Raw genomic sequence first — 25640 nt, 5'->3', positions numbered from 1 at the left:
CCCTTTTATATAGAAGTGAACATAAAAAGAGCGGCGGCTGCATCCCCCCGCTCTTTTTATCATTTTTTTGCTTCCTCCCCTTTTGATTTCTCTCTTCGTTTCTTTTTCCAAACAGCCACAATAAATAGAAAGAGCGGAAACAATAATTGAAAAGGCAAATGAATATACAGCGGCACCACGTTCAGGCCTTCATTCAGGTGCTCCGAAAAGTTAGTCGCGATCGTTATAGAAAGGATTAAAATGCCCAATCCCATCGGATAAGCCAATTGAGAGGGATTCTTTTCCTTAAAGAGCGTAGATGTCCCAACCACAGTGGCATATAAGTAGAGGCTGACCTTAAAGAAGCCGCCGATGATCAGCGCCAGCATAAAAAAGACATCGAGCCGGTCTAAAAATTCTTCGACCTTGATTGTCTGGATCGTGCTTAAAAGCGGAAACTGGGATCTGAGTGTAAGATCAACATCAAGCACGCTGATATTAATCGCCACGGTGAGCGCCACAACCAATCCGCTAATAGCCATGGCGATCATCCCCATTTTTTTCACATCTTTTCTATCATTCAGGTTAGGGAAAATCATCACAAATAAAACAACTTCACCAAATGGGACGTACATGGTCTGCGTGAAAACAGAGTGAAGGATAGGAGAGATACCGTTTGCCAAAACCGGCTTTAAATTGTGCGGGTCTATAGTCCCTGAGACAATAATCAGCACGAGGCCGATCGCGCCCAGTAAATACATGGCCCCGAAAAGAAGTTCGGCCGCGCGTGCGAGTACTTCAATTCCTTTTCTTACGGCATATATGCTTACTACCATTAATAAAGCATTTACAATAATGATAGGTGTATCATGATAAGCAAACGTCAGCAGCATTTCTCCAAAGTCACGCAACACCCTTGCGGCAATATAGGCAAAGTACAAGATATAGAGAAATGAAAACAGCCAGCTCAGCTTGGTTCCCAGCATATCATCCATATATTCTTTCGGAGAAGAATTCGGATAACATTGATAAATGCCTTGATACAAATAGAAAAGAAACAGTCCGATCGCACAGCCTAATAAAACTGCTATCCAAGCATCCCTGCCCGCCATTGATCCCGGTGTAATCAATAAGGAGCTGCCCAGTTCAAAAATGATAATCATGACAAACAGCTGCCTTATGCTTATTCTGGCTTTTTCCATCTGTCACTTCCCCTTTCTTCAGACCTAATCATCTTTAAACTGGTGTTTGATCGGATTGTTTCGCAATCCCGTCCTTCTGATATACGTCTCGGCCTTCACATCGATGGGCAGTTCCGGCAAATATTCTTTGTCCCAAGTGTCCTTCATTTTCTCCCACTGCTCCGGATACTTTCTATATATCGTGTCACCAAAACCGATAAAATCTATTTTATTCTTCTTAATCTTTTTCACAGTATGGCTGATTTCCTTTTCAAGCTCTTTGTTGAGCGCTTTTTCAATAGCGGCCAGCACCTTGGGATCAGACAATTGGAAAGGGTATTTGACAGCATCTATAATACCTTCAACCGACACTTTCACATGGATGTACGGGCGTCCGTTCCGCATTTTCGGTACCAGCTTTGTATCTTGATGGGTAACCTGCAAGCTGACCGCATCCTTCGTCTTGCCCCAGTCAGCATTAATAAACGTATGCTGGATCTTATTCATAAGCCAGACTGCCCCCACGCTTTCATCATCTTCCAGCCAATACTTTAAATATCCTGCCTTATCAAAAACCGCCAAACCATCTGCCTGAAGAATGGCTTTCGGGTCAGTCGCCTGCGTGTTTTCCATGCTGACTCCTTTTTTATCGTCACCAATCATCATATATCCGGGGATGACCGGTGCCATAGTGTTGGCGGCAAGTGTTTTCAAAACGTCCTGAATATTGATTTTGACCACCCGCCCGTATTGTGCCTCCGTGAAATCGAGTGTTTTATTGACTTTATTTGACGGAATTTTATCAATCGGCGTTAAGATTTTCACAATATTTTCTGCTTTTGTTTTATGGGCAACGACGAATGTTGCTGTTGTCCTGAATTCTGTGTCCCGGTCAAGATTATCTAATACAAAATCCAAACCTTCTTCTTTTGCCAGCTTTTCATTGATCACGACTAGATTGGTATGGGCAAAATAAAGCCGCCGTGATACCTTCATGGAGGCTTTTCTGAGTGCTTCCGTTATATTGTTACCTTCAATCGAATAGACAGATACAGGCGGCCTGTCTCCAGCACCGCCTCCCTGAAGGCCGCCGGCAACATTTCCTGGATTGATAATTTGAAGATGCAGCACGTAGTTGCTGTCGTTTGTCCGATCGATGCCAATCGCCGAGATAATCGCAAGATCCGTCAGCTCCCGCTTATCCCAGCAGCCGGGCAGCACAATGACGCTCAAAAGCATGAGAACGGCTAATAGACATTTACGTACCATTCTGATCCCCTTCTTCCAAATCTTTGTTCACCATTCCTCGTGAAGCGGCCGGCTCTGGGCGTTGATCTTTCCCCTGCCGCACCTTATCTTCCTTGCTGACCGATTCCGGCCTTTTTTCATCGGCCCACCACGGAACCCGGAAAAGCGCGTCCTTTACGCCTTGTGAAGAAAAAGGTGCAAGCGGCGACATATATGGAACGCCGAATGAACGAAGACTGCATAAGTGGACAAACATCATAATGATCCCTAAAATCAGCCCGTAAAAACCCATAACAGCTGAGGCAATAATAAAGATAAACCGAATAAGCCGGGCTGAAATCGCCATTGCAAACGCCGGTGTTGCGAAGCTCGCAATCGCGGTGAGTGCCACGATAATCACCATTGCCGGAGAGACGATACCAGCCTGTACGGCAGCCTGGCCGATTACGAGCGCGCCTACGATTGACACTGCCGAGCCGACAACCCGGGGCAGCCTGACTCCCGCTTCCCTCAGAATCTCAAAAGCAACCTCCATCGTCAGCGCCTCCACAACAGCCGGAAACGGGACAATTTCCCGCTGGGCCGCAATGACCACTAACAGCTGAGTCGGTATCATTTCTTGATGAAACGTCGTGGCTGCCACGTATACAGCCGGAGCCACAAGCGAAATGAAAAAGACTAAAACACGAAGAATTCTTATGCTTGTCGCAATGTCAAAACGCGAATAATAATCCTCAACAGACTGAAAAAACTGGACAAATAAGGCTGGGGCAATAAGCACAAACGGTGTTCCGTCCACAATAATCGCGAATCTTCCTTCTAACAGATTACCCGCTACAACATCAGGGCGTTCTGTATGATACATAGTCGGAAACGTCGTAAAGGTTTCATCTTCAATCAGCTGCTCAATATATCCAGATTCCAAAATACTGTCAATATCTATTTTTTCCAGGCGCTGTTTCACTTCCTTCAGCACCTTTTCATCGCATATTCCTTGAATGTACATGAGAGCGATATCCGTATTCGTAACAGAACCTTTTTTCATTTTTTCAACCCATAAATTCGGATTTTTAATGTATCGCCGGATCATGGAAATATTGGTTTGCAGAGACTCTGTAAACCCTTGGCGCGGGCCGCGGAATGACACCTGGGTGCTCGGCTCTTGGATGGAGCGCTGCTCTCCCCCTTGAGTGCTGCAAATCAAAGCTTCATCATGGCCATCAGCAAAAATGAGCGCATTGCCGAGCATTAACTCGGAAAAAAGCTTGTCCCAGCTCTTTTCCGCTTTCACTCCGCCCAGCGGGAGCGTTTTTTCAAGAATTTGCTGGATCGCATGAGTATTCTGGATAGACTCATCCTGTACCAATGGGTCAATTAACGACTCATGGATCGTGTTATTATCGACCAGCCCAGCAATATAGATAACAGCTAGGTGGACATGATCCTGCTCCCCGATTTTAATCTCGCGAATGATGACGTCAGAGCTGCTTCCGACTTCCTTTTTCGTTTCCGCTATATTCTTTGCCAAGCTTGGAGAAATGAGAACCGGCCTTTCTTTTTCTTGCTGCTGTTCCTGATTCTTTTCTTCTGTATTGCGCTTGTCTTTCGAACTTGTATTGTTCTTTCGCTTAGAAAATAAAGGCATACACAAATACCTTTCCTTGTCGTTTTCTCATATTCTTCCTTTTAAAATTGAGATTATGCATTAGGGTTAGATGCGGTATAACTTCTCCGCCAACGATAGACACTAAAAGCGGAGGATGATGAAGCATGAAGATATTGGGCGTGACCGGAGTCATATTAATTTGTTTATTAGCTATTTCTGTATTGATGGACATGCTTCAAGGATTCAGTTTAACAAAAGCCGTTTATAACAATATGTCCAGCTTTAAGATGACAACATTTGCGGAATGGGTCGTGATTTTATTTTTTGTGTTAGTACTTGTGAGAGAAATGTACGTGATCTATAAATCGAAAAAAAAGAACCCCTAGAGGGGGCGCTTTTTTCAGACAATAAAATTGCCGTCTATTGTATCACTGCTGTGTTTGTTGATTGTCCCTTTAAAAATGCGGTTGCCGATGATTTTGGAGTTGGTTGAGGTGTTTGTTTGAATAGCTGTCGCAGTGCCCGCGGAGAGGTTATTGATGGTGTTTCCTGAGATGATAGAGCCTGCAGAGCCATTGAGATAAATCACAATCGGATTCCCGGCTGTTCTGTTGACTGAAATGGTATTATCAAAAATCTCATGCACACCGGCGCTGATATAGATGGTGACCAAAAGCGGAGATCTCTCTAAGTGGTTGCCGATAATTGAGGTTTTCGCACTTGTGGAGCAATAAATGGGGTAATTTTTGAACTCTTTAAATGTATTGTTTTTGATGATGGCGCCGGCATTGTTTGTGACGGAAACAGAATATGATTCCGGCACTGCTTCAAACGCGTCAGGATTCAGTGTATTCCCTTCAATCACCGCGTTCCCTTGAGCAATCCAAATGCCCCGGCTGAATTTTCTCAGGAGATTATCTTTAATGATCATATTTCCGCCGGAAACGTTCACACCGTCAACGACTTGAATGAGACAGTTATTCAGAAAAGCGATGTCATCTGACAGCACTGCGCGAAGACCGATGCTGCGCCTTGTTTCAGACAGTCCGTTTTGAATTTGGTTTCCGTCTACCTTTACGTCGGAAGACTGGTAAACCAATATCCCTGTGTTTTCAAAGTTGCTGATTTTGTTGTTCGTCACAAGAACGCTCTTTCCCCTGACATCAATTCCAGTTGAAAATCCGGTAATGAGGTTGCCAGCGATCACTGCATCACTGGTCTCTTTTCCTTGTGATACACCGAGTCCGGTTATCCCGACTCTTGGCGCAGCCGCCACGTCTTCAGGGCGTCTCAGAATATTTCCCTTGATCACTGTTTGCGTCCCATATCCGTAGCTGATTGTATTGTCAGAGTGATTTCCTTCTATTAAAATGCCATACCCGTTAAAATTGGTCACAGAACTTGAAACGTTTCCAACAAAGTGGTTATTGCGAATTGATACATTAATCGGTTCCTCATAATCAACATCACCTTCGCCATATCCTTCAATGTCAATTCCGAATTTCGGCGCTGTTCCATTCCCCGTTCCGGCATCTTCAATCAAGCATTCCTCCACCGTGACCATGTCACATCCGGTAATGGAAATGTTATTTCTCCTCGATCGCCGAACCTCACAGCGGCGGATGATAATTTGCTCTGACGTTCGATAATCTTGATTGGTCTTTAATCCCCTTGGGCTGACTATGATCCCATCGCCAGTAAAATCGGATATTTTCACATCATCAATGACAACATTCGAGCATCCTTCAATACATATGCCAAAGCCCCATTCATGGGTTGACCTTATCCCTGCCGAGGCATACGTATGCTCATCCCGTTCGCCGATAATTTGTCCCCCGGAAATGGTTATATTCTCTTGCTTGCCTACATAAAATGCGGAATAACCCCACGAACTATTCGGTATCACTTTCATGATACATTCGGGGTCCATCATTATCTCAAGGTTGCCGGGAACAATGATCCCCGCGTTTCGAAACCTCTGATTAAGATCTCCGCCAAGCGTTGCGTCTATTAAATATGTTCCCTTTGGAAACCAGACAGTATGATAGCCTTTCGAAACAGCTGTACTGAGGCACTGATTAATCCGTTCTGTCGAATCCGTTTTACCATCTCCAGGAACACCGAAATCCGCTGCATTTAATATGAATTCAGCCAATTGCGAGCCTCCTTCTCTATGATTACTATCATGTTACTCACAAAGGCCCGATCTGCTTGTACATTTCTCTAAAATTTTATTAAAAAAATATAAAGAAATAGTTGTGTAAGAAAATCTCACGATAAAGAGTATAAAAATTAGGAGAAAATCACTATTTTTAGGTATTTATAATTTTTCCAATATGGAACTATTTGAAATGAGTATAAATTATATTGACACAAGTATTATATAAGAATATGATTTTTATAATACACTTTTTTTAGAAAGGGTTTGGCTGACATGGCTTCGATTGATAACGAAAGTATCATTAAAAGCGTCCCGCAAAAAGGGTTCTTTGGTCACCCGCGAGGACTATTTACACTATTTTTCACCGAATTTTGGGAGCGTTTCTCTTACTATGGAATGAGAGCAATCTTACTTTACTATTTGTATACAGAGACGGTAAACGGAGGGCTCGGCTTTGATAAGGGCACTGCGGTTGCCATTATGTCGATTTACGGATCACTCGTATACATGTCCACCATTATTGGCGGATGGCTCGCTGACCGGGTATTCGGTACCGCAAACACCGTGTTTTACGGCGGCATATTCATTATGTTCGGCCACATTGCACTCGCCTATCCGGGCAGTTCGATCGCATTCTATATCAGCATGGTGCTTATTATTGTCGGAACAGGCTTATTAAAACCAAACGTTTCAAGCGTGGTTGGGGATCTTTACACGAAAGAAGACCCGCGCCGCGACTCAGGTTTCAGTATTTTCTACATGGGGATTAACCTCGGTGGTTTACTTGCTCCGTTAATTGTCGGAACACTCGGACAGAAGTACAACTATCATCTCGGCTTCGGAGCTGCCGCGGTCGGAATGCTTCTCGGACTTATCGTTTTTGCTTTGACAAGAAAGAAAAACCTCGGGCTTGCAGGTTCCAATGTGCCGAATCCGCTGTCTAAAAAATCTGCGATTGGCACCGGAATCGGTGTTATCATCGTGGCGATCGCAGTGATGATCTCTGTACAAACAGGCGTGCTGACGATCAAGCGTTTTATCGACCTTGTAAGTATTCTCGGTATTTTGATTCCTGTCATTTATTTCATCATCATGTTTACAAGCAAAAAAGCGGACAAAACAGAAAAATCCCGTCTTGCCGCTTACGTTCCTTTGTTTATCGGTGCTGTCATGTTCTGGGCCATTCAGGAACAGGGAGCGACTATTCTTGCGGTATACGCTGATGAACGCATAAGACTTTCATTGGGCGGATTCGAACTTCAGTCATCATGGTTCCAATCATTAAATCCATTGTTTGTCGTCATTTTTGCGCCAATATTCGCATGGCTCTGGATGAAGCTTGGCAAACGCCAGCCGTCTACACCAGTTAAATTCTCAATCGGAATTATTTTAGCCGGATTGTCATTTATCATTATGGTATTCCCTGCTATGCAAGGAAAAGAAGCACTCGTAAGCCCGCTTTGGCTCGTTCTCAGCTTCCTGCTTGTCGTGCTTGGAGAGCTGTGCCTGTCTCCAGTCGGTTTATCCGTGACAACGAAACTGGCACCCGCTGCCTTCTCTGCACAGACAATGAGTATGTGGTTTCTGACGAACGCAGCAGCCCAAGCGATCAATGCCCAAGTAGCCGGATTGTTTGATAAAATTCCTGAAACAATGTACTTCGGCACCATCGGTTTGATTTCTATCGTTCTTGGCGGCATTCTCCTGCTGCTCTCGCCGATGATCAAACGCGCGATGAAAGGGGTCTTATAATTAGAAACAGCCCGCGGATTTTAATCTGCGGGCTGTTTTTTTATTGATCCAGCCATTTGCTGAAGCTTTGATCAAAGACTTCCGGTTCTTCCAGCATTGGCTGATGGCCGCTCCTTTCAAAAATAACCTTATCCACATGGGGATATAAATCGTCAACTGCATCCCATAGCGCAACGGGCGCAACCAAATAATCATATCTCCCTAATCCAATATACACCGGCATACGAACATCAGCTAACCGCTGAATAAGATCAATCCGGGCAAATGTATTGCCCCATAATTCATCAATGATCGGCATATTCGTGAATACACCGTCCCATAAGGCAGCAGCATGCGGCCGCTCTTGATAAAAGCTTTTCGCTTCAGCGCGAATACACATGTGCACGAAGCGTCTTTCAGGATCTTTTTCAATGTCCTGCGGCAAATTCGCGATATCTTTTTTAAAGCGTTTCTTTCTCTCAGGACTGGCTGTTTCCATAAAAAATGATTCGCTTTTTCGCTGTCTTTCTTCTCTGTTATCAGGCGCAGTATTAAAGAGCGCCACCTTCCGGACATGTTCAGGATATGTCCTGGCATACTCTAAAGCCATAAAAGCGTGCCCGGAATGTCCCAGGATGATAACATCCTCAAGCTGAAGAAATGTTCTCATCCTTTCAATATCAGCCAATACGGCATCAAGCCTCGAATCCTCCTCACGAAGCTCCCGTTTAGGCTTAGCAAATCCCCTATGGTCGATAAAGACCCATTGATATTTCTGTTTGATATCTGAGGAAAAAAGGCGCGGATAGTAAACCGCACTCCCGATCACAAGGATGGGTGCGCCCTCGCCCTCAATTCGATAAGCTAAATCAAAGCCGTCCGAGTGACAGATCCCCGCACGTTCCATTTCTCACGCCCCCTTTGTTTTCATTATATAAAAAAAGCCTGACGCATGGCGTCAGGCTATCGATATTACCGTTTTAAATCTTCCAGGGTCTTTTCCCATCTGCCCAGCACCTCTTCAGCGCTGTGAAGCTGTATACGGACACCTGAAGTCAAATCAGCATATTTCGCAACGTCCTCCTTCACTGAAACGATGCGGCAGGAAAAACGGTCTCTATCATATTCAGCATCTTTCAAAGGCGGTAAAGGCGCGCATTCAAGCTTTACATAATAGGCCGCTCCCTTCCACCACGCCGTGAACTGTGCTTTTCCTGTACGAAGGATGTTGGCCGAAGTCATTGTGTTTTTCCACAGAGCGATTCGGATATCAGTTCGGCTCAGCGCGATGATTTCACCTGCACTGATCATAGCGGCATGCGGCCAGCCATCCTCTGATACTGTTTGCAGAACGAAGGCCTCATGCTGCTTCTCATTCAGGCAGCTCCCGTCAAGCAGCTCAAAGAGACAGTCTGACATACAGTTCACGCGGATCAAGCCTTTCGTTCCGGCACCGCCGGAACTTCAATTGCTGTTTCTGTTTCCTTTGGATCAATTTTAAACGCTGGATTGTATTTTTCGGGATTTGTAATGCTTTCCGGTTCACAGGATCTCCATGTAAAAAAGCATGTTTGGCACTGATAAACTTCCCATGCGCCTTCTACAGGCGATTTGCTCATGACTTCTCCCTTTTTTGAGTCGCATCGAGGACATGTATGCATTTCGAACATCCTTTCCTTATTTATTCATTAAGTCCATTAGTTTTTGTTCCCATTCTTTCGTTGTTAGCGGAGAATCAAGCGGCTGTGAATAATGGCCTCTTGTTTCCGGTGCAACCGGTGTAGTGGCGTCAAGAATCATTTTGTGGGTGATTCCTGATGGATTGGATCCCGGATCAAGCGGCAGGACAGATAAGTCCGGAATGATGACCGCATCGTGTTTCGGATGCATTTTGGTCGAAAGCGCCCACATGACCTGCGGAAGGTTGAATGGATCGACATCCTCATCAACGACAATGACCATTTTGCAGTAGCCGAGTCCGTGCGGCGTTGTGAGTGCGCGCATGCCGACCGCTTTCGCAAATCCGCCATAGCGGGTTTTTGTGGAAACAATCGCGATTAAACCGTGTGTGTACATGGCGTTCACTGCCACAATTTCGTTCGGATACGCTTCTTTTAACTGCTGATAAAGCGGCACGCATGTGTTAATGCCGATCATGTAATCGCATTCTGTCCAAGGCATGCCTAAGTATAAATGTTCAAAGATCGGATTGTTTCTATGATAGACGCGTTTAATTTTGATAATCGGCATGCTGCGTCCGCCGGAATAATGGCCTGTGAATTCACCGAACGGCCCTTCATATTCGCGCTCTCCGGCAATAATCTCACCTTCAAGCACCACTTCAGCGCCCCACGGAACATCAAGATCAGACAGCTTTGATTTGACGATGCGATATGGTTCGCCTTGAATCGCACCTGCCATTTCGTATTCTGATTGATCATAGAGAAGCGGAGTCGATGCCGCCGTTGTAATGACCGGCTCACAGCCGAGCGCAATAGTGACCGGAAGATTGATGCCGCGTTCTTCAGCTTGGCGCAGATGGATTGCAATATCGTGCTGCGGGACAGGCTGAATGCCGAGACGGTCTTTTCCTTTGACCTGCATTCTGTAAATGCCGACATTTTGTTTGCCGAAGTTGTCAGGGTCTTCAAGATCACGGGAAATGACACATGCTTTGTCTAAATAGTAGCCTCCATCACCTTGGTTAATTCTGAAAAGAGGCAGTATATCGAACAAATTGATATCTTCTGTGATTTCATTTTCATGAAATGGCGCTGTTTCCTCACGTTTGACCGGCATCGGAAACTGGTCATAACGCTTTGCGAATTCAAAAAACTGTTCTTTTACCGGTGTGTCTTTCGGCATGCCCAGCATCATGGCATGGTTTGGCCAAGAGCCGATGACATTCATCGCAATTCGCGCGTTATGATAGCCGTAAATGTTGTTAAATAAGAGCGCAGGGCTTTTATCGCCAAGATTGCTGGCTGCCCGTGCGGCGGCCCCTAAATCCGGTTCCGGCTTTACCTCTTCATTCACTGTAAGCAGCTGTCCTTCTTTTTCAAGGGCAGCGAGAAATTCTCTGAAATCTTGATAAGCCATGATCAAGCTCCTCCTTTTTGTTTTTCAATCCCATTCCAGCGCTTCGCTTCAGGAAGCCGAATGCCGAATTGGTCCAACGTTCTAAAAACAATATGGTCAACCATTTCCTCTAAGCTTCTCGGCTGATTATAAAATGCCGGCATCGGAGGAAGAATGATGGTGCCCATTTTCGTAAGCGCTAGCATATTTTCGAGATGAATTTGGTTCAAAGGCGTCTCTCTCGTTAAGAGGACGAGTTTTTTTCTCTCCTTGAGCATGACATCCGCCGCACGTGTCAGCAGATTATCCGCCATTCCGGTGCGAATGCTTGCGAGAGATTTCATGCTGCACGGCGCAACAATCATTCCATCGGTATCAAACGACCCGCTTGAAATGGCTGCCGCCTGATCCTTATGTGAGTAGGTGTATGTGGCCAGTTGTTCTACTTCTTGTAAGGTATAGCCTGTTTCGTGTTTGATCGTGACGTTTGCCCAAGGAGACACAACGAGATGGGTTTCCACTCCGGCGGCCTTCAGCCACTGTAGCAGCCTGACCCCGAAAATGGCCCCTGTTGCCCCTGTCATTCCGACAACGAGTTTCACTTTGCCCCCTCCTTTACGCTTGAATTCTGCTTTCATTTCAATCATACTCCTGATATATCCATATGAAAAATATCTATTAAATCTATATTTAATACCTAAAAGGTATGATAAGGAGGCGCTTTCTTTTGGATATTCGCCAGCTTCGATACTTCATTACCATTGCCCAAGAACAGAAAATCACGTCCGCAGCCAAAAAGCTTCACATGGCGCAGCCGCCTTTAAGCAGGCAGCTCAAACAGCTGGAGGACGAACTTGGTGTTGTCCTGTTTGACCGGAACAAGAAAAAACAAATGACTCTTACATATGAAGGAGCTGTTTTTCTAAAAAGAGCAAAAGAGATTCTGCATAGGTTTGAAGATGCAGTCATTGAGGTACAGGAGCTGAAGGAGGAAGTAGCCGGCACACTTGCCGTGGGATCAACGATTTATTGCGCGGCTCTGATGCTTGAAAAAGTGACACAGATCAAAGAGAGATACCCCCATCTCACCTTTAATATTTGGGAAAATGAACCCGCGACACTGTTGGAACTGCTGGAAAGCCGGCAAATCGATGCGGCGGTCACGACAACACTGATCAAAAGTGACACAGTACAATTCAAACAGCTTGATGACATTCCATGTGTGCTCGTGCTTTCAGATGAAGCCGGATATCCGTGCGGAGACACCATTAAGATGGAGGACATTCCTTCATTTCCGCTGATCCTGCTGCGGCCTGTCAACGGAAAAGGCGTCTATAATCAGGTCATGAATGAATTTCACCGTTTGAACCTGGAGCCGCGCATTGTTTGTGAATGCCACGACTCTGCAACTTTGCTCAGCCTCGTGTCATCCGGATTCGGCGCGTCTATTTTGCCCGTCACAATGATTCCCGTTCATATGAGAAATCACGTTCACACCGTTCATATCGAAAATAATCCCTTCATTATGACACCGGCTGTCATGTGGAGAACGGACAGTTATTTGCCTAAACCGGCACAGCAATTTTTGGATTTATTTTAAAAGATTTTGCCTTATGAAAACCAATTACTTGACTCATACTAAAAAAAAGTTATCCTTTAGATTTGTAAGCTATTTTTTTATTTCAATAAAATCAACCAGAAAAGTGGGGAATAAGATGAAAAAAGCATTATTGGCTTTATTCATGGTCGTAAGTATTGCAGCTCTTGCAGCTTGCGGAGCAGGAAATGACAATCAGTCAAAAGATAATGCCAAAGATGGCGATCTTTGGGCTTCAATTAAGAAAAAAGGTGTGCTCACAGTCGGAACGGAAGGAACATATGAGCCGTTCACTTACCACGACAAAGACACTGATAAACTGACTGGCTATGATGTCGAAGTTATCACAGAAGTCGCAAAACGCCTCGGGCTTAAAGTCGACTTTAAGGAAACACAGTGGGACAGCATGTTTGCCGGCCTGAATTCCAAACGGTTTGACGTTGTTGCCAACCAAGTCGGAAAAACAGATCGTGAAAATCAATATGATTTCTCAGATAAATACACAACATCAAGAGCCGTTGTCGTAACGAAAAAAGACAACAACGATATTAAGTCTGAAGCAGATGTAAAAGGAAAAACGTCAGCTCAATCACTGACAAGCAACTACAACAAATTAGCTACAAATGCCGGCGCGAAAGTAGAAGGCGTTGAAGGCATGGCGCAGGCCCTTCAAATGATCCAGCAAGGCCGCGTCGATATGACATACAACGATAAGCTTGCCGTATTGAACTACTTAAAAACATCTGGCAATAAAAACGTGAAAATCGCGTTTGAAACAGGTGATCCTCAGTCAACATATTTCACGTTCCGTAAAGGAAGCGGCGAGGTTGTTGATCAAGTCAACAAAGCATTAAAAGAAATGAAAGAGGACGGGACTCTTTCTAAAATTTCTAAAAAATGGTTCGGCGAAGATGTTTCTAAATAATCTGCCGGCATTGACGCTTGGCACGGCGATCCCGTGGGATCTGGTGCAGCAGTCATTCTGGCCGATACTTTCAGGGGGAATCTACTATACGATTCCCCTTACGATTCTTTCCTTTATATTCGGAATGATCCTGGCGCTGATTACGGCGCTTGCCAGAATGTCGAAAGTGAGACCTTTGAGATGGGTGTTCAGCGTATACGTATCCGCAATACGCGGCACTCCTCTTCTCGTTCAATTGTTCATCATTTTCTATCTGTTCCCGGCCTTTAACGTCACATTAGATCCATTTCCAAGCGCAGTTATCGCCTTTTCATTAAACGTCGGCGCCTATGCATCTGAAATCATTCGAGCATCTATTTTATCCGTGCCGAAAGGGCAATGGGAAGCCGGCTACACAATTGGCATGACACATCAAAAAACGCTGTTCCGCGTCATTTTGCCGCAGGCGTTTCGTGTGTCGATCCCGCCATTATCCAATACCTTTATCAGCCTGATTAAAGATACATCCCTCGCCTCTCAAATTCTGGTCGCTGAGCTGTTCAGAAAAGCCCAGGAAATCGGCGCGCGGAATCTTGATCAAATTTTAGTGATCTATATTGAAGCAGCCTTTATTTATTGGATTATCTGCTTCCTGCTTTCACTCGTCCAGCATGTCATCGAACGGCGTCTTGACCGCTACGTGGCCAAATAAGGAGGTTCCGAGTATGCTTACCGTTAAAGGATTAAACAAATCATTCGGTGAAAATGAAATTTTAAAAAAGATAGATATGAAGATTGAAAAAGGAAAAGTCATCGCCATACTTGGGCCTTCAGGTTCAGGGAAAACGACGCTGCTCCGCTGCCTGAACGCTCTGGAGATCCCGAATCGCGGAGAGCTTGCATTTGATGATTTCTCCATCGATTTCTCCAAAAAGGTGAAACAGGCGGATATCCTAAAGCTTCGCCGAAAATCCGGAATGGTGTTTCAGGCGTATCACCTGTTCCCGCACCGCACAGCCCTCGAAAACGTGATGGAGGGCCCTGTTCAGGTGCAAAAACGGAACAAAGAGGAAGTCAGAAAAGAAGCGATTCAGCTTCTTGATAAAGTCGGATTGAAGGACAAAATGGATTTATATCCATTCCAGCTTTCCGGCGGACAGCAACAGCGCGTCGGCATCGCCCGCGCACTGGCGATTCAGCCTGAGCTCATGCTGTTTGACGAACCGACCTCAGCGCTTGATCCCGAGCTTGTCGGAGAGGTGCTGAAGGTTATCAAGGACTTGGCCAATGAAGGCTGGACCATGGTCGTCGTGACCCACGAAATCAAGTTCGCGCAGGAGGTTGCGGATGAAGTCATCTTCATCGACGGCGGCGTTATCGTGGAGCAAGGACCGCCGGAGCAAATTTTCTCCGCACCAAAAGAAGAACGGACACAGCGGTTCTTGAACCGGATTTTGAACCCGCTGTAATAAGAAAAACAGGGCGCCCGCGCCCTGTTTCAGATTATTGACAAAATCCTAAAACGATTTTCGTTTTAGGATTTTGTGATTTTCAGCGTGATTGAAAACCTTTGAAGTCTAGGAAGGGCGAGCATTGGAGCACAGCGAATATTAAATTCGTGAGCACCGAAGCACAGGCCTGACAACGAATGCAAGGGTTTGCCAACACGCTGAAACAGGGCGCCTGCGGCGGCCCTGTTTTTTTGTTGAGCCCCTTTCGCCTATTCCGCCCTTCTGTCAGATGTGCTACAATGACAATCGACTGATTTTTACGAAAGAAGGGACCTCACGTGAAGCAAGAACTTGTTCTGCGCTGGACATTTTATTTTGCCGGTTTGATCATTTTGGCTTTTGGTGTATCCCTGACGATAGAAGGAAAAGCACTCGGCATTAGTCCGTGGGATGCATTTCATTACAGCCTGTTTCAGCACTTCGGGCTTACCGTCGGCCAGTGGTCCATCATTATTGGAGCGCTCATCGTCGGATTCACGTCATTGTTTACGAGAGCTTGGCCGAAAATTGGGGCCCTCCTGAATATGGTGCTCATTGGTGTATTTATAGATTTTTTCAATTTCATTCTGCCTGCCCCCTCGACCTACACAGGCTCGATCATCGTCTTCTCTCTAGGCGTGGTGCTGATCGGTTACGGCGTCGGTGTTTATGTATCAGCAGGCCTTGGCGCGGGGCCGCGTGATTCACTGATGATGCTGATTACCGAAAAAACCGGCTGGAATGTGCAATGGGTGCGGAACGGCATGGAAATAACCATTTTGTTTGCGGCATGGGGCATGGGGGGGCCGATCGGTTTTGGCACCATTTTGACCGCCATCCTCACCGGACTTATTTTGCGCTTTTCATTGCCCCAGTCAATCCAGCTGCTGAATTATGCTGTGGCAAGGCGGACAGCCGCTGTGAAAGCATCTCCGCCTGTACACTAAAACAAAGCCGCCTTGGCTTTGTTTTTTTATTTTCTCCTCTATATGAGTCTTGTGGAAGTATGATAGGATGGTTTTGACAATCTTTTGCAGACGGAGGATCTAGAATGAAGATTTACGGAATTTATATGGACCGCCCGCTTTCACAGGAAGAAAATGAACGGTTCATGTCTTTCATATCACCTGAAAAACGGGAGAAATGCCGGAGATTTTATCATAAAGAAGATGCTCACCGCACCCTGCTGGGAGATGTGCTCGTTCGCTCAGTCATAAGCAGGCAGTATCAGTTGGACAAATCCGATATCCGCTTTAGCACACAGGAATACGGGAAGCCGTGCATCCCTGATCTTCCCGACGCTCATTTCAACATTTCTCACTCCGGACGCTGGGTCATTTGCGCGTTTGATTCACAGCCGATCGGCATAGATATCGAAAAAACGAAACCGATCAGCCTTGAGATCGCCAAGCGCTTCTTTTCAAAAACAGAGTACAGCGACCTTTTAGCAAAAGACAAGGACGAGCAGACAGACTATTTTTATCATCTATGGTCAATGAAAGAAAGCTTTATCAAACAGGAAGGCAAAGGCTTATCGCTTCCGCTTGATTCTTTTTCAGTGCGCCTGCACCAGGACGGACAAGTATCCATTGAGCTTCCGGACAGCCATTCCCCATGCTATATCAAAACGTATGAGGTCGATCCCGGCTACAAAATGGCTGTATGCGCCGCACACCCTGATTTCCCCGAGGATATCACAATGGTCTCGTACGAAGAGCTTTTATAAATGGCTCATCAACAGCTTGACACCGCGCTCAATATCTTCCGTTTTCACATTGGAAATATTGATTTTTAATAGATTTTCTTTCGGATAATCTGATAAATAATGACGGTCTATCGCCTCAAGGAGAACCCCTTGTTTTTTCAGTCTATGAATCACTCTTGAGGCGGGGAGATCCTGAGGAAGCACCAGATGGGTGTGCATACAGGGTGCCTGCCCGCTGGAGAACGTAAAGCGTCCGCATCCCAGCTGCCTGTGAGTTCGAATGGCTTGATGTAGCCTCAGCGACCGCTCTTTATAAGAATCTCTGATTTTCTCCTTATGCCTGCCGTACATACCGCTTTTCAGGTAAATCTCCAATGCCGCTTGAGAAATCATCGAACAGTCGATGTCGTTCAGCTTTTTGTACGCATAGAACGTGTCAGTCAGTGCTTCGGGCAAAACAGCCGCCCCCACGCGAAGGCCGGGGAACATCATTTTCGAGAAGCTTTTCAAATAGATGACATGTGAGGACAGATCATATGCGTACAGCGGATCTGCCTTTTTATTTTCCTCCAGATCACCGAGGTAATCATCCTCAACGAGGTAGACATCATACGCTTCTGCCAGTCTCACAAGCTCCTGTTTATCACGCTCTGACAATGAGCAGCCAAGCGGGTTATGGAAGCGCGGCATCGTATAAAAAAATTTAATCGATTCTGTTTGAAATAACCGCTCAACCTCGGCTATATCAAGCCCTTCTTCCGTTCGTTTCACCCCGATGGCGGGAATCCCAAGCGTCTCAAGCTGTTCGACCATCAAATGGTAGCCCGGCTGTTCAATGGCGATCTTCTCTTTCCCATTTGGGAACGGCATGGCACAAAGCAAGGATAACGCCTGCTGGACACCTGATGTAATGAAAATATGCCGTTCATCCGCAAATACCTGTTGATTGGCCAAGAGCTTTCGGAGTACGCGGATGAGTGATGGAAGCCCCTTTGGCGTCCCATAAATAAACAAATCGTTTTTGTATGTATCAATCGCTTTGTTGATGCAGTGCTGAAAATCAAGATACGGAAACACATCGGGATCCGGCGCAGATGTGGCAAAGTCAATGGGACCCTGCTGCCCGCTTTTGGCTTTTCCCGTCTTTTTCACAATATAATAGCCGCTTTTCGGAACGGAATAGATAAGGTGGCGTTTTTCCAGCTCCTGCAGCGCGCGGATCACTGTGCTTTTGCTGACTTGGTAGCGGGCGGACAGCTGACGGATAGATGGAAGCCTGTCTCCTTCTTGATAGGCGGTGCTTTGCATCATCTCCTCTATCCTCATTAATAGACTCATATATTTCTCCATGCCTTCTCCCCCTGTTTTGTACCGGTACAGTTCATTGTTTTTCTCATTGTACCGTTCTGACCGCGGCCATACAATAAAGGGAGCGACCGGCGCTGCAATTCAGGTAAAGGAGCCATTCCCATTATGGTTAAACATCAGCAAGCCCCCGCTTATATAGCGGCTATTTTATATTCGTTCATTATCGGTTTATCCTTTCTATTCGTAAAAATCGCACTGCAAACAGCAGAGCCGTTTGATATTTTGGCGCATCGGTTCACCATTGCGTTTGCTGCGGCCACTGTACCGATCTTATTCGGCTGGGTAAAGCTATCAATCCGCGTAAAGGACGTCATTTCCATTTTGCCGCTCGCCCTGCTGTATCCCGCGTTATTTTTCAGCTTTCAGGCATTCGGCCTTGTGTACTCGTCCTCCTCTGAAGCGGGAATTATTCAGGCAGCCATTCCGATTTTCACGATGGTCTTTGCCGCTTATGTTTTAAAGGAACGCCCAACGTGGACGCAAAAGGGATTCACAGTTTTATCCGTTGCCGGCGTCATGTTTATTTTTGTGATGAAAGGCGTTGACGTGGAATCAGCCAGCTTAAAAGGGTCTTTGCTGATCCTTTTGTCCGCTTTGTCTTCAGCGATGTACAATACTGCTGCCAGAAAAATGACGCAGCGGTTCAAGCTGACCGAGCTCACCTACATCATGTCAGCCATCGGCTTTGTCGTCTTCAACGCCATCGCCCTTGTGCGTCACGGATCGGCGGGAACAGTCGGCACTTATTTTCTGCCGTTCCGGGAGCCCGGCTTCGTTCTCGCCATTGTGTATTTGGGCGTGCTGTCTTCACTTGTCACTTCATTTCTGTCTAACTATACGCTGTCGCGAATTGAGGCGTTTAAAATGAGCGCTTTTAATCATGTATCTACCATTGTGACGATGATTGCAGGAGTTGTGATTCTCAACGAAAGCCTGGCCTGGTATCATCTTGCCGGGGCTGTTTGTATTATGATTGGCGTGGTGGGGAGCAATATCAATCTGGAGAAAAAAACAAAGCGCCCTGGTATGCCTGCAAAAAAATGAAAAATTATGCTAGACTGAAAGGAAAAACATGGTTAGAGGTGTAGGTTTACCGTATGATTCAATATGCTAGTGAAAGTATCAATCTTCCAGGAGAAATCACTTTTAAGGATGTAAGAGAAATCTTTTTTTATCAAATCGCAAAAATATCATGCTTTTACTTTCTATTGTTTTGCGCCATATTTGCTGCAGTTAACTTCATTAACGGATGGCCCCGTATCATTTATGGCAGTGACGCGCTTAACTTGTTTATGAACAGTATGTTGATTATCGTGATGTCCGTTCTGTTTACACTGCTGCTCCTCCTTCTTCTATATGTGAAGTTTTCCAGAGCATACAAGAAGAACGAACGGATGAAATCTAAAAGAACATATACTCTGAACCAAGAAGGAATTCGTATATGTTCTAAAAAATATGACCTCATTTTCAATTGGGATGAAATCACAGCTGTTTTCGAATATAAAAATATCTTCAGGGTCAATACATCAAGTGGCCAATATATTGCGATCCCCAAACATTTTTTTCACTCCGAAGAGGAGATGAACAGATTCAAGGGGATTATCCTTAAAAATACCGAAACAAAAAAACTCAAATTTAAAAAGGATCAGCATTGACAGTGCTGATCCTTTTATATTGATTGGTGGGTTTCTTTTGCCTTTTGTTTATCTAAAAACGGCACCAGCTCTATTACAGCCGATAAACCCACAAACACGATGCACACAGCGACAATCAGCAAATAACCATGAGTCATGTCAAAAAACAAACCGCCCGCATACACGCTAAGAGCTCCGGCAACCTGATGGATAAAGAAATTGATGCCTAACAGCGATCCGATCAATCCTGTTTGATAGCTTTCCGAAATTGACGCCGCGGTCAGCGGGATCACGCCTGTGTAACTGAGCCCGAATAACAGGATAAACCCGAAGTACCAAAGGTCGCTGTGATGAATTCCGAGAATGGGAATGAGCAGGCAAATGAGGCTGAGCAGCCGAATGAAAAATAAGATGGATAGCATGACGCTTCTGCTGCCGAGGAGATCGGACAGCCAGCCTGCCAATAATCCGCCAATGATGATAAACGCCCCAAACGCGGCCATCATTCCGTTGATATGAGAGACATGCGCATCCTTCAGTATCGGGACGAGGTGAGCATCAATAATTCCCATTGTAAATCCGCAAGTAAACACGCCGAAGTACAGGATATGAATGAGGCGGGATTGCTTCATCACGTTCCAAAACCCCCGCCAATCATAAGATTTTTTCACAGACTCCGCTTGCGCATGTGGCGGGTGCTTCATCCCAAAGACGAGGAGCGGCAGCAGAACAGCCGCCATGACGATTCCCAAAATCGTATAGGTGCTCTGCCAGCCGGCATGATACGGAGCCGCAGCCCAAATGGGCGAGAGAAGCAGCAGGCCCGCAGAGTTGGCATTGGTCAAAATAGCAAGCGCCAGACCTTTGTGTGTGTCAAACCAACGGCTGATGAAGTACTGGGTCGTCACGCCGACCGCGCAGGAATAGCCGATTCCGCCAAGCACACCGTAAATGGCGGAAAACACATGAACATTCGGTGAATAAGGAAGCACCAAAAAGCTTGCGCTGATGCAGACAGCTCCAAGCGCCATAATTTTTCTGACACTGAAACGGTCGATAAAAAAACCGACAAAAAACTGGACGATGCCGGTTGTGATCATAAAAATGCTGACAGAAACCGAAATCAGCGACCTGTCGGCATGGAAGGCGTCTGCCATTGGCAGCATAAAAAATTGAAAGGAATTTCTGAATGAGTTCATTCCGATGGCGAAAACAAACGTAAACAGCAATACAAACCATTTCATCCTGGGAGACGTGCGCATGTTTCGACCTTCCTTTATTTGAGTATTTCGACTATTATACCATGCAAAAATTGGCATTCAACACAAAAAAAAAACGGAACAGCCGAAGCTGTCCGCTTTTGATCACGGTTGAATGATCGGATGCTGATTCAAGATCGCAAAAATCCGTTCTGCGACTTCTTCCGTTTGTGACAGCAGGAACATGTGCCCGCCGTCAAATTGATGGAATGTGATGTCTTTTGCCCACTTCTTCCACCCTTCCGCATCTCGTATGCACTTTTTATCATCAAGCCCGTTAAAGACATGAACAGGCGACTGGATCTGGGCCAGATCGTAAAGCTCAAATTGTTCAAGAGCCCGGTAATCTGATCGGAAAGAAGGCAGGAAAAAGGACATGACCTCCTTATTTTCAACAAGCTCTGCGGGCATTCCGCCTAATTGGATAATATGATCGAGAAACTGATCATCAGGCAGGTGGGACACTTTCTTCCGCTGAATATGAGGCGGCTGGATTGCAGAAATAATAACCGCCTGCGGAAAGATGCCTTCACGCTCAAGCTTTTGCGCCAGCCTGAAGGTGATCATTCCGCCCATACTGTGTCCGAACAGCACAAATGGCCGATCAGGGCGAAGGTTCAGTTCTTGCTTGTACAAATCCGTCAGCTCTTCGAGATCCTCAATGGCTGACGTTTGATTCGTGCCGTGTCCCGGCGGCTCGGCAGCGAGCATCTCGCACTCCCCCTGCAAAAAAGCATGGAGAGGGCGAAACGACGCCGAATAGCCGCCGGCAAACGGAAAACAGATGAGCTGTGTTTTTTCCGACGCATCAAATGATTTGAAGAGTTGGCTCATTGGCTGTCTCCTCCTTTCATCACTTCATTTATGAAACCGTTACGGTTTGTGTATTAAGAAATTCGAGCAAAATCTCCGCATTCCTATCTAGCGTTTCGCCCTGCAGCATTTCTGCGTGTGTTCCGAAGCCTCTTTTCATACGGTAAGCACCTGTTGTAGCTTCTTCCCATGATGCAAGCCATTCCGGCATGTCAAAATCAGCGCCGGAAGTCAGCAGATCAATATCTGCTTTCACCTGGCCTGTGCTGATCAGATTGACGTAGTATGAGTAAAAGGCATGTGTTTTTTGCTTGAGGCCTTGTTTGACGGCTTCGCTGTTGAGCGCTTCATTGTCCCGATTGACATTCATCAACGCTTCGACATCACTTTCAACCGTGCGTCCGTCCAGATCACTGACACCTTGTTTTTTATAGGAATCGACCATGATGATCCGCTGAACAATACGGCCTTGTTCCTCAAGCTTTTTCGCAGCTTCAAACGCCAGGCTGCATCCCGCTGAATACCCAAACAATGTTAAAGGCCCTTCCGGCTGCAGCTTCTGGATCAAATCCGCATAGCGGTCAAGCCGGTCTTCCTCCTCAATAAAATCAAAGGCGCACAGCTTGTATGACGGCAAGCGGCTGGACAGATTTTGGTACATAAGGCCATAGCCCAAGACCGGCGGGAATGCGAAAATGATCTGCTCCTGATCCTGATTCATTATCGTTACATCCTGCAAGCCATCAGGGCCCCCGTTTTTCAAATACGCTGAAATGCCGGCGATCGTCGGCGCTTCAAACAAAAGCTTTACTGGAAGATCAATCCCGAGCTCTTTCTTGATGCGGGAAGCGGCGGTCATTGCCTTCAAGGAATGCCCTCCGAGCGCAAAGAAATCGTCATGAATGCCAATTTGCTTTCTGCCGAGAACCTCAGACCAGATTTGTGCGATTGTTTCTTCCATCTCGTTCCGCGGTCCGATCCATTCTTCCGCCAGCTGATCCTGATCAGGTTTTGGGAGCAGCCGTTTATTGACTTTCCCGTTCGTCGTTAAAGGAAGCTCATCCAAGAAGGTAAAGGTTTGCGGCACCATGTAAGCAGGAAGCTGTTTTTTCAGGTGCGCCTTCACGTCCTCAACTGAAAGCTGCGTCCGGTTCACGAGGTAGGCATTGATTGATGCATCGCCAGACTCATGGCGGTCCGCCACAACGACCGCATCTTTCACACCTGGGTATTCCTGCAGCTGCTTTTCGATTTCTTCAAGCTCAATCCGGTGTCCGCGTATTTTGACCTGGTCGTCAATACGGCCGGCGTATTCAATCGTTCCATCCGGCAGCCAGCGCGCTAAATCCCCTGTGCGGTAAAGCGTTTCTCCCGGCTTGAACGGGTTCTTGATAAACTTTTCCTTCGTGAGGTCAGCACGATTTACATATCCTTTTGACACGCCCATTCCGCTGATGCACAGTTCACCGATCGCCCCGAATGGCTGGAGCTGGCTTTGCTCGTTCAGAATATAAACACTGGCATTGCTTATCGGCTTTCCGATCGGCAATGAGGAGATGGAATCCGGTATATCATGCACGACGTGAGCAGTCGCAAACACTGTTCCCTCAGTCGGCCCGTAGCAGTTAATCAGCTTGCCCGGCCCCATGACCCGCAGCGCTTTTCTGACATGAGGCACTGAGGCGCGCTCTCCGCCGAATAATATACAGCGTAGTCCCTTCATCCAATCCTCTCCCGCATCCGTGAGAAGATTAAATAGTGCGGTTGTCGCAAACATGACATTGACATTCTCTTGCAGGATCAGAGCTGTGAGCCGTTCTGTATCAAGCAGCGTATGTTCATCTGCGATAATGAGCCGTGCCGCATTCAGCATAGAAGCATAGAAATCAAAGGTAAATGCGTCAAAGGCGTAATTGGAAACAGATAAGAATGTATCTTTCTCAGAGAATGCCATGTAGTCTACATGCTTGACCAATCCTTGAATATTGGCATGAGTGGTGATATTGCCCTTTGGCTTTCCGGTTGTGCCGGACGTGTACATGATATATGCCGGATCATTAGGATCAATCGCGGTTGCAGGATCGCTTGCCTGTTCTTCAAACCGTGTTTGATCATCAATGAAGAGCGTTGTGCCTGTATACGGCAGCTCAGCCGCTTGTTCTTTCATCTCCTGATGCGTCAGAAGACAGGCTGCCGCACTGTCAGCCAGCATATACGAGATTCGGTCCTCTGGCAGCTTCGGATCAACCGGCAGATAGGCTGCTCCCGCCTTTAATACACCGAGAATGCCGATCACCAGTTCAAGTGAGCGCTTCGTGTACAGCGCTACAACAGAGCCTTTGCCCGCACCGTGTTTTTGCAGCCGGCGTGCAAGGCGGTTCGCTTCCTCATCTAATTCGCGATAAGACAGGGTCTGGCCGGAATACGTAAGCGCCGGCGCATCCGGATTGACGTTCACTGCTTCCTTGAACCAATCCGTCAGAGGCTTTGTTTCATGAGCTTGAGCCGGCGGGTTTAAGCCGGTTAGCAAAAATTCTCTCTCCCTGTCGTCAACGAGGTTGATCGTGCTGACAGGCTGATCAGGATTCTGGATGAGCTGCTGAATTGCTGTGAGAAGCTGAGATTTCAAGCGCAGGATAAACGCCTCATCAAACACATTCTCATTATAGGCAAGCTTAATCAGCATCTCATCTCCAGGGGAAGCCATCAGGTTGAGATCATAATTCGACTTCTCAAAAACATGAACATCCACCATATCAAAGCCGTTTTCACTGCTTTCTTCATTTTTCGCATCCTGAAGCGGATAGTTCTCAAAAACAATGATGTGGTCAATCAGTTTCGGCTGATCGGCCTGGCTTTGGATGTCATAAAGCGGCACATATTGGTGCGGCTCAGACTGCAGCGATTGCTCCTGCAGCTGCTTGAGCAAGCCGTTAAATGTGATACCCTCAGACAGCTTCACACGTCTCGGGACAACGTTGATAAACAGCCCGACCATATGTTCAACGCCTTTGATTTCCGCGGGACGCCCTGAAACAACTGTACCGAAGGCCAAATCGCCAGACTGCTGATAGCGGCTGATCAATACGCTCCAGACTGCCTGCAGCGCCGTACTTAAAGTGGTATGCTGCGATTTTGCAAGCTCAGTAAAAGCCTTTGTTTCCGCCTCCGACAGTGAAAAGAGCAGCTCTTTCGGCTCATAGCCGTCCTTCTGTTTCTTCCTTTGCTCCGCAAACGTCGTTTGTCCTTCAAAGTCCTCCAAGTACTCGCGCCAGTAGCGGAGCGATGCTTGTTTATCCTGCTTTTCAAGCCACTTGATGTAGTCTTTATACGGTTTGACGGGCGGCAGGCTGTACGGCTTTTGTTCGCGCAGAGCATTGTATACCTTAAATAGATCCTGTACGACGATGCCGAAGCACCATCCGTCCAAAATAATGTGGTGGTAGCTCCACACCCATTCAAAGCTTTCTTCAGCTTTCTTGAAAATGGCTGCCCGCATCGGAATATCCCGCGTCAAATCAAAACCCCTGATCTTATCCTGTTCTTTGTACTCATTGATTTTGGCTGTTTGCTCGCTGTCCGTTAAGTGTGTCAGATCGATTTCTTCTATTTGGAACTGCCGTTTTTTCAATACGACTTGGACAGGTCTTTTTACTTTTTCGTGAATGAACACGGTACGAAATACATCGTACCGGTCCATGATCACATTCATGCTTTCTTCAAGACATTTGATATTCAAGCTGCCTTTTACTTTCATCGTGATTTGTTCAAGGTAAAAGCTTTGGCCGGGATTCAGGATGGCATGAAAAAGCATCCCTTCCTGCATCGGCGATAGGTAATACATATCTTGAACCTGATCCTTGCTAAATTGACTCATATGTTTCGC

23 protein-coding genes are annotated in these 25640 nt (G+C 46.3%); 10 read left to right on the top strand and 13 right to left on the bottom strand.

Going from position 1 to position 25640, the window contains the following annotated elements; translation table 11 throughout:
* Window positions 1-59: 59 nt before the first annotated feature.
* The 3 genes from gerKB to gerKA are packed head-to-tail and all read right to left on the bottom strand — an operon-like array spanning window position 60 to window position 4053.
* Window positions 60-1181, bottom strand: coding sequence for a spore germination protein GerKB (gene gerKB / locus NSQ12_RS02225; RefSeq protein ID WP_015715242.1), 1122 nt, complete (start codon window positions 1179-1181; stop codon window positions 60-62).
* Window positions 1182-1205: 24 nt separating this feature from the next.
* Window positions 1206-2429 (bottom strand): spore germination protein GerKC, encoded by a 1224-nt coding sequence (gerKC, locus tag NSQ12_RS02220; protein WP_003246578.1) that lies wholly within the window; start codon window positions 2427-2429, stop codon window positions 1206-1208.
* The gene (gerKA, locus tag NSQ12_RS02215) at window positions 2419-4053 is read right to left on the bottom strand and encodes a spore germination protein GerKA (protein ID WP_080528919.1); all 1635 of its coding nucleotides are present in this window, start codon (window positions 4051-4053) and stop codon (window positions 2419-2421) included. Before gerKA ends, gerKC begins: the two co-directional genes overlap by 11 nt.
* A gap of 125 nt (window positions 4054-4178) precedes the next feature.
* Here gerKA and NSQ12_RS02210 point away from each other — a divergent pair, with 125 nt between their 5' ends.
* Window positions 4179-4400 carry a hypothetical protein gene (locus NSQ12_RS02210; RefSeq protein ID WP_015252828.1) on the top strand — a complete coding sequence of 74 codons (222 nt, stop codon included), beginning with the start codon at window positions 4179-4181 and terminating at the stop codon, window positions 4398-4400.
* A gap of 14 nt (window positions 4401-4414) precedes the next feature.
* On the opposite strand, the gene NSQ12_RS02205 is transcribed toward NSQ12_RS02210, so the two are convergent.
* Window positions 4415-6169, bottom strand: a complete 1755-nt coding sequence (locus tag NSQ12_RS02205; RefSeq protein ID WP_131227111.1) for a right-handed parallel beta-helix repeat-containing protein — start codon at window positions 6167-6169, stop codon at window positions 4415-4417.
* Window positions 6170-6448: 279 nt separating this feature from the next.
* Between NSQ12_RS02205 and NSQ12_RS02200 the strand changes: the two genes are divergently transcribed.
* Window positions 6449-7927 (top strand): peptide MFS transporter, encoded by a 1479-nt coding sequence (locus NSQ12_RS02200; protein WP_339175798.1) that lies wholly within the window; start codon window positions 6449-6451, stop codon window positions 7925-7927.
* Window positions 7928-7967: 40 nt separating this feature from the next.
* Here the strand turns inward: NSQ12_RS02200 and NSQ12_RS02195 are convergent, their stop codons facing one another.
* From NSQ12_RS02195 to NSQ12_RS02175, 5 genes are all read right to left on the bottom strand, one after another.
* On the bottom strand, window positions 7968-8813 hold the full coding sequence (locus NSQ12_RS02195; protein WP_339175796.1) for an alpha/beta hydrolase: 846 nt from the start codon (window positions 8811-8813) through the stop codon (window positions 7968-7970).
* Window positions 8814-8878: 65 nt separating this feature from the next.
* On the bottom strand, window positions 8879-9343 hold the full coding sequence (locus NSQ12_RS02190; RefSeq protein ID WP_080477806.1) for a pyridoxamine 5'-phosphate oxidase family protein: 465 nt from the start codon (window positions 9341-9343) through the stop codon (window positions 8879-8881).
* Window positions 9340-9567 (bottom strand): phenolic acid decarboxylase subunit BsdD, encoded by a 228-nt coding sequence (bsdD, locus tag NSQ12_RS02185; protein WP_010886405.1) that lies wholly within the window; start codon window positions 9565-9567, stop codon window positions 9340-9342. Before bsdD ends, NSQ12_RS02190 begins: the two co-directional genes overlap by 4 nt.
* Window positions 9568-9583: 16 nt before the next feature.
* Window positions 9584-11005, bottom strand: a complete 1422-nt coding sequence (gene bsdC, locus NSQ12_RS02180; protein ID WP_003234529.1) for a phenolic acid decarboxylase BsdC — start codon at window positions 11003-11005, stop codon at window positions 9584-9586.
* A 2-nt stretch (window positions 11006-11007) separates the two neighbouring features.
* A complete protein-coding gene (locus tag NSQ12_RS02175) occupies window positions 11008-11622 on the bottom strand; it encodes a non-oxidative hydroxyarylic acid decarboxylases subunit B (RefSeq protein ID WP_015715236.1) in 615 nt (204 codons plus the stop codon).
* 89 nt (window positions 11623-11711) lie between these two features.
* Here NSQ12_RS02175 and bsdA point away from each other — a divergent pair, with 89 nt between their 5' ends.
* From bsdA to NSQ12_RS02145, 6 genes are all read left to right on the top strand, one after another.
* Window positions 11712-12584 (top strand): transcriptional regulator BsdA, encoded by an 873-nt coding sequence (gene bsdA, locus NSQ12_RS02170; protein ID WP_003234533.1) that lies wholly within the window; start codon window positions 11712-11714, stop codon window positions 12582-12584.
* 115 nt (window positions 12585-12699) lie between these two features.
* Complete coding sequence (gene tcyA, locus NSQ12_RS02165) at window positions 12700-13506, top strand: cystine ABC transporter substrate-binding lipoprotein TcyA (RefSeq protein ID WP_114523693.1); 807 nt, start codon at window positions 12700-12702, stop codon at window positions 13504-13506.
* Window positions 13493-14197, top strand: coding sequence for a cystine ABC transporter permease TcyB (tcyB, locus tag NSQ12_RS02160; protein WP_003234541.1), 705 nt, complete (start codon window positions 13493-13495; stop codon window positions 14195-14197). The genes tcyA and tcyB overlap by 14 nt, the downstream gene beginning before the upstream one ends.
* A gap of 13 nt (window positions 14198-14210) precedes the next feature.
* Window positions 14211-14954, top strand: coding sequence for a cystine ABC transporter ATP-binding protein TcyC (tcyC, locus tag NSQ12_RS02155; RefSeq protein ID WP_003246629.1), 744 nt, complete (start codon window positions 14211-14213; stop codon window positions 14952-14954).
* A 320-nt stretch (window positions 14955-15274) separates the two neighbouring features.
* Window positions 15275-15922 carry a YitT family protein gene (locus NSQ12_RS02150; RefSeq protein WP_014475783.1) on the top strand — a complete coding sequence of 216 codons (648 nt, stop codon included), beginning with the start codon at window positions 15275-15277 and terminating at the stop codon, window positions 15920-15922.
* Window positions 15923-16026: 104 nt separating this feature from the next.
* Window positions 16027-16701 (top strand): 4'-phosphopantetheinyl transferase, encoded by a 675-nt coding sequence (locus NSQ12_RS02145; protein ID WP_003234549.1) that lies wholly within the window; start codon window positions 16027-16029, stop codon window positions 16699-16701.
* Here NSQ12_RS02145 and NSQ12_RS02140 read toward each other — a convergent pair.
* Entirely contained in the window at window positions 16696-18030 is a 1335-nt protein-coding gene (locus NSQ12_RS02140) for a PLP-dependent aminotransferase family protein (RefSeq protein ID WP_339175789.1), read from the bottom strand. The genes NSQ12_RS02145 and NSQ12_RS02140 overlap by 6 nt on opposite strands.
* 123 nt (window positions 18031-18153) lie before the next feature.
* On the opposite strand from NSQ12_RS02140, the gene NSQ12_RS02135 reads away from it, so the two are divergent.
* Both NSQ12_RS02135 and NSQ12_RS02130 read left to right on the top strand, forming a co-directional pair.
* Window positions 18154-19092: a DMT family transporter gene (locus tag NSQ12_RS02135; protein WP_339175787.1), complete on the top strand. Its 939-nt coding sequence runs from the start codon at window positions 18154-18156 to the stop codon at window positions 19090-19092.
* A 53-nt stretch (window positions 19093-19145) separates the two neighbouring features.
* A complete protein-coding gene (locus NSQ12_RS02130) occupies window positions 19146-19703 on the top strand; it encodes a YcxB family protein (RefSeq protein ID WP_286317449.1) in 558 nt (185 codons plus the stop codon).
* A 14-nt stretch (window positions 19704-19717) separates the two neighbouring features.
* Here NSQ12_RS02130 and NSQ12_RS02125 read toward each other — a convergent pair whose 3' ends face one another.
* From NSQ12_RS02125 to srfAC, 3 genes are all read right to left on the bottom strand, one after another.
* Complete coding sequence (locus tag NSQ12_RS02125) at window positions 19718-20944, bottom strand: MFS transporter (protein WP_339175784.1); 1227 nt, start codon at window positions 20942-20944, stop codon at window positions 19718-19720.
* A gap of 102 nt (window positions 20945-21046) precedes the next feature.
* Window positions 21047-21775, bottom strand: a complete 729-nt coding sequence (gene srfAD / locus NSQ12_RS02120) for a surfactin biosynthesis thioesterase SrfAD (RefSeq protein ID WP_003234568.1) — start codon at window positions 21773-21775, stop codon at window positions 21047-21049.
* 28 nt (window positions 21776-21803) lie between these two features.
* Window positions 21804-25631, bottom strand: coding sequence for a surfactin non-ribosomal peptide synthetase SrfAC (gene srfAC / locus NSQ12_RS02115; protein ID WP_339175782.1), 3828 nt, complete (start codon window positions 25629-25631; stop codon window positions 21804-21806).
* Between the last annotated feature and the right edge of the window lie 9 nt (window positions 25632-25640).

It is taken from the genome of Bacillus sp. PS95 (genome assembly GCF_037963565.1).
GTDB lineage: Bacteria > Bacillota > Bacilli > Bacillales > Bacillaceae > Bacillus > Bacillus subtilis.
This window is presented reverse-complemented; position numbering and strand designations above follow the sequence as displayed.

What these genes read in the sequence shown, in the direction of transcription:
- gerKB (WP_015715242.1), bottom strand. Translation starts at nt 1,181, where the DNA reads ATGGAAAAAGCCAGAATAAGCATAAGGCAGCTGTTTGTCATGATTATC.
- gerKC (WP_003246578.1), bottom strand. Translation starts at nt 2,429, where the DNA reads ATGGTACGTAAATGTCTATTAGCCGTTCTCATGCTTTTGAGCGTCATT.
- gerKA (WP_080528919.1), bottom strand. Translation starts at nt 4,053, where the DNA reads ATGCCTTTATTTTCTAAGCGAAAGAACAATACAAGTTCGAAAGACAAG.
- NSQ12_RS02210 (WP_015252828.1), top strand. Translation starts at nt 4,179, where the DNA reads ATGAAGATATTGGGCGTGACCGGAGTCATATTAATTTGTTTATTAGCT.
- NSQ12_RS02200 (WP_339175798.1), top strand. Translation starts at nt 6,449, where the DNA reads ATGGCTTCGATTGATAACGAAAGTATCATTAAAAGCGTCCCGCAAAAA.
- NSQ12_RS02195 (WP_339175796.1), bottom strand. Translation starts at nt 8,813, where the DNA reads ATGGAACGTGCGGGGATCTGTCACTCGGACGGCTTTGATTTAGCTTAT.
- bsdD (WP_010886405.1), bottom strand. Translation starts at nt 9,567, where the DNA reads ATGCATACATGTCCTCGATGCGACTCAAAAAAGGGAGAAGTCATGAGC.
- bsdC (WP_003234529.1), bottom strand. Translation starts at nt 11,005, where the DNA reads ATGGCTTATCAAGATTTCAGAGAATTTCTCGCTGCCCTTGAAAAAGAA.
- NSQ12_RS02175 (WP_015715236.1), bottom strand. Translation starts at nt 11,622, where the DNA reads ATGAAAGCAGAATTCAAGCGTAAAGGAGGGGGCAAAGTGAAACTCGTT.
- tcyA (WP_114523693.1), top strand. Translation starts at nt 12,700, where the DNA reads ATGAAAAAAGCATTATTGGCTTTATTCATGGTCGTAAGTATTGCAGCT.
- tcyB (WP_003234541.1), top strand. Translation starts at nt 13,493, where the DNA reads ATGTTTCTAAATAATCTGCCGGCATTGACGCTTGGCACGGCGATCCCG.
- tcyC (WP_003246629.1), top strand. Translation starts at nt 14,211, where the DNA reads ATGCTTACCGTTAAAGGATTAAACAAATCATTCGGTGAAAATGAAATT.
- NSQ12_RS02145 (WP_003234549.1), top strand. Translation starts at nt 16,027, where the DNA reads ATGAAGATTTACGGAATTTATATGGACCGCCCGCTTTCACAGGAAGAA.
- NSQ12_RS02140 (WP_339175789.1), bottom strand. Translation starts at nt 18,030, where the DNA reads ATGGAGAAATATATGAGTCTATTAATGAGGATAGAGGAGATGATGCAA.
- NSQ12_RS02135 (WP_339175787.1), top strand. Translation starts at nt 18,154, where the DNA reads ATGGTTAAACATCAGCAAGCCCCCGCTTATATAGCGGCTATTTTATAT.
- NSQ12_RS02130 (WP_286317449.1), top strand. Translation starts at nt 19,146, where the DNA reads ATGATTCAATATGCTAGTGAAAGTATCAATCTTCCAGGAGAAATCACT.
- NSQ12_RS02125 (WP_339175784.1), bottom strand. Translation starts at nt 20,944, where the DNA reads ATGCGCACGTCTCCCAGGATGAAATGGTTTGTATTGCTGTTTACGTTT.
- srfAD (WP_003234568.1), bottom strand. Translation starts at nt 21,775, where the DNA reads ATGAGCCAACTCTTCAAATCATTTGATGCGTCGGAAAAAACACAGCTC.
- srfAC (WP_339175782.1), bottom strand. Translation starts at nt 25,631, where the DNA reads ATGAGTCAATTTAGCAAGGATCAGGTTCAAGATATGTATTACCTATCG.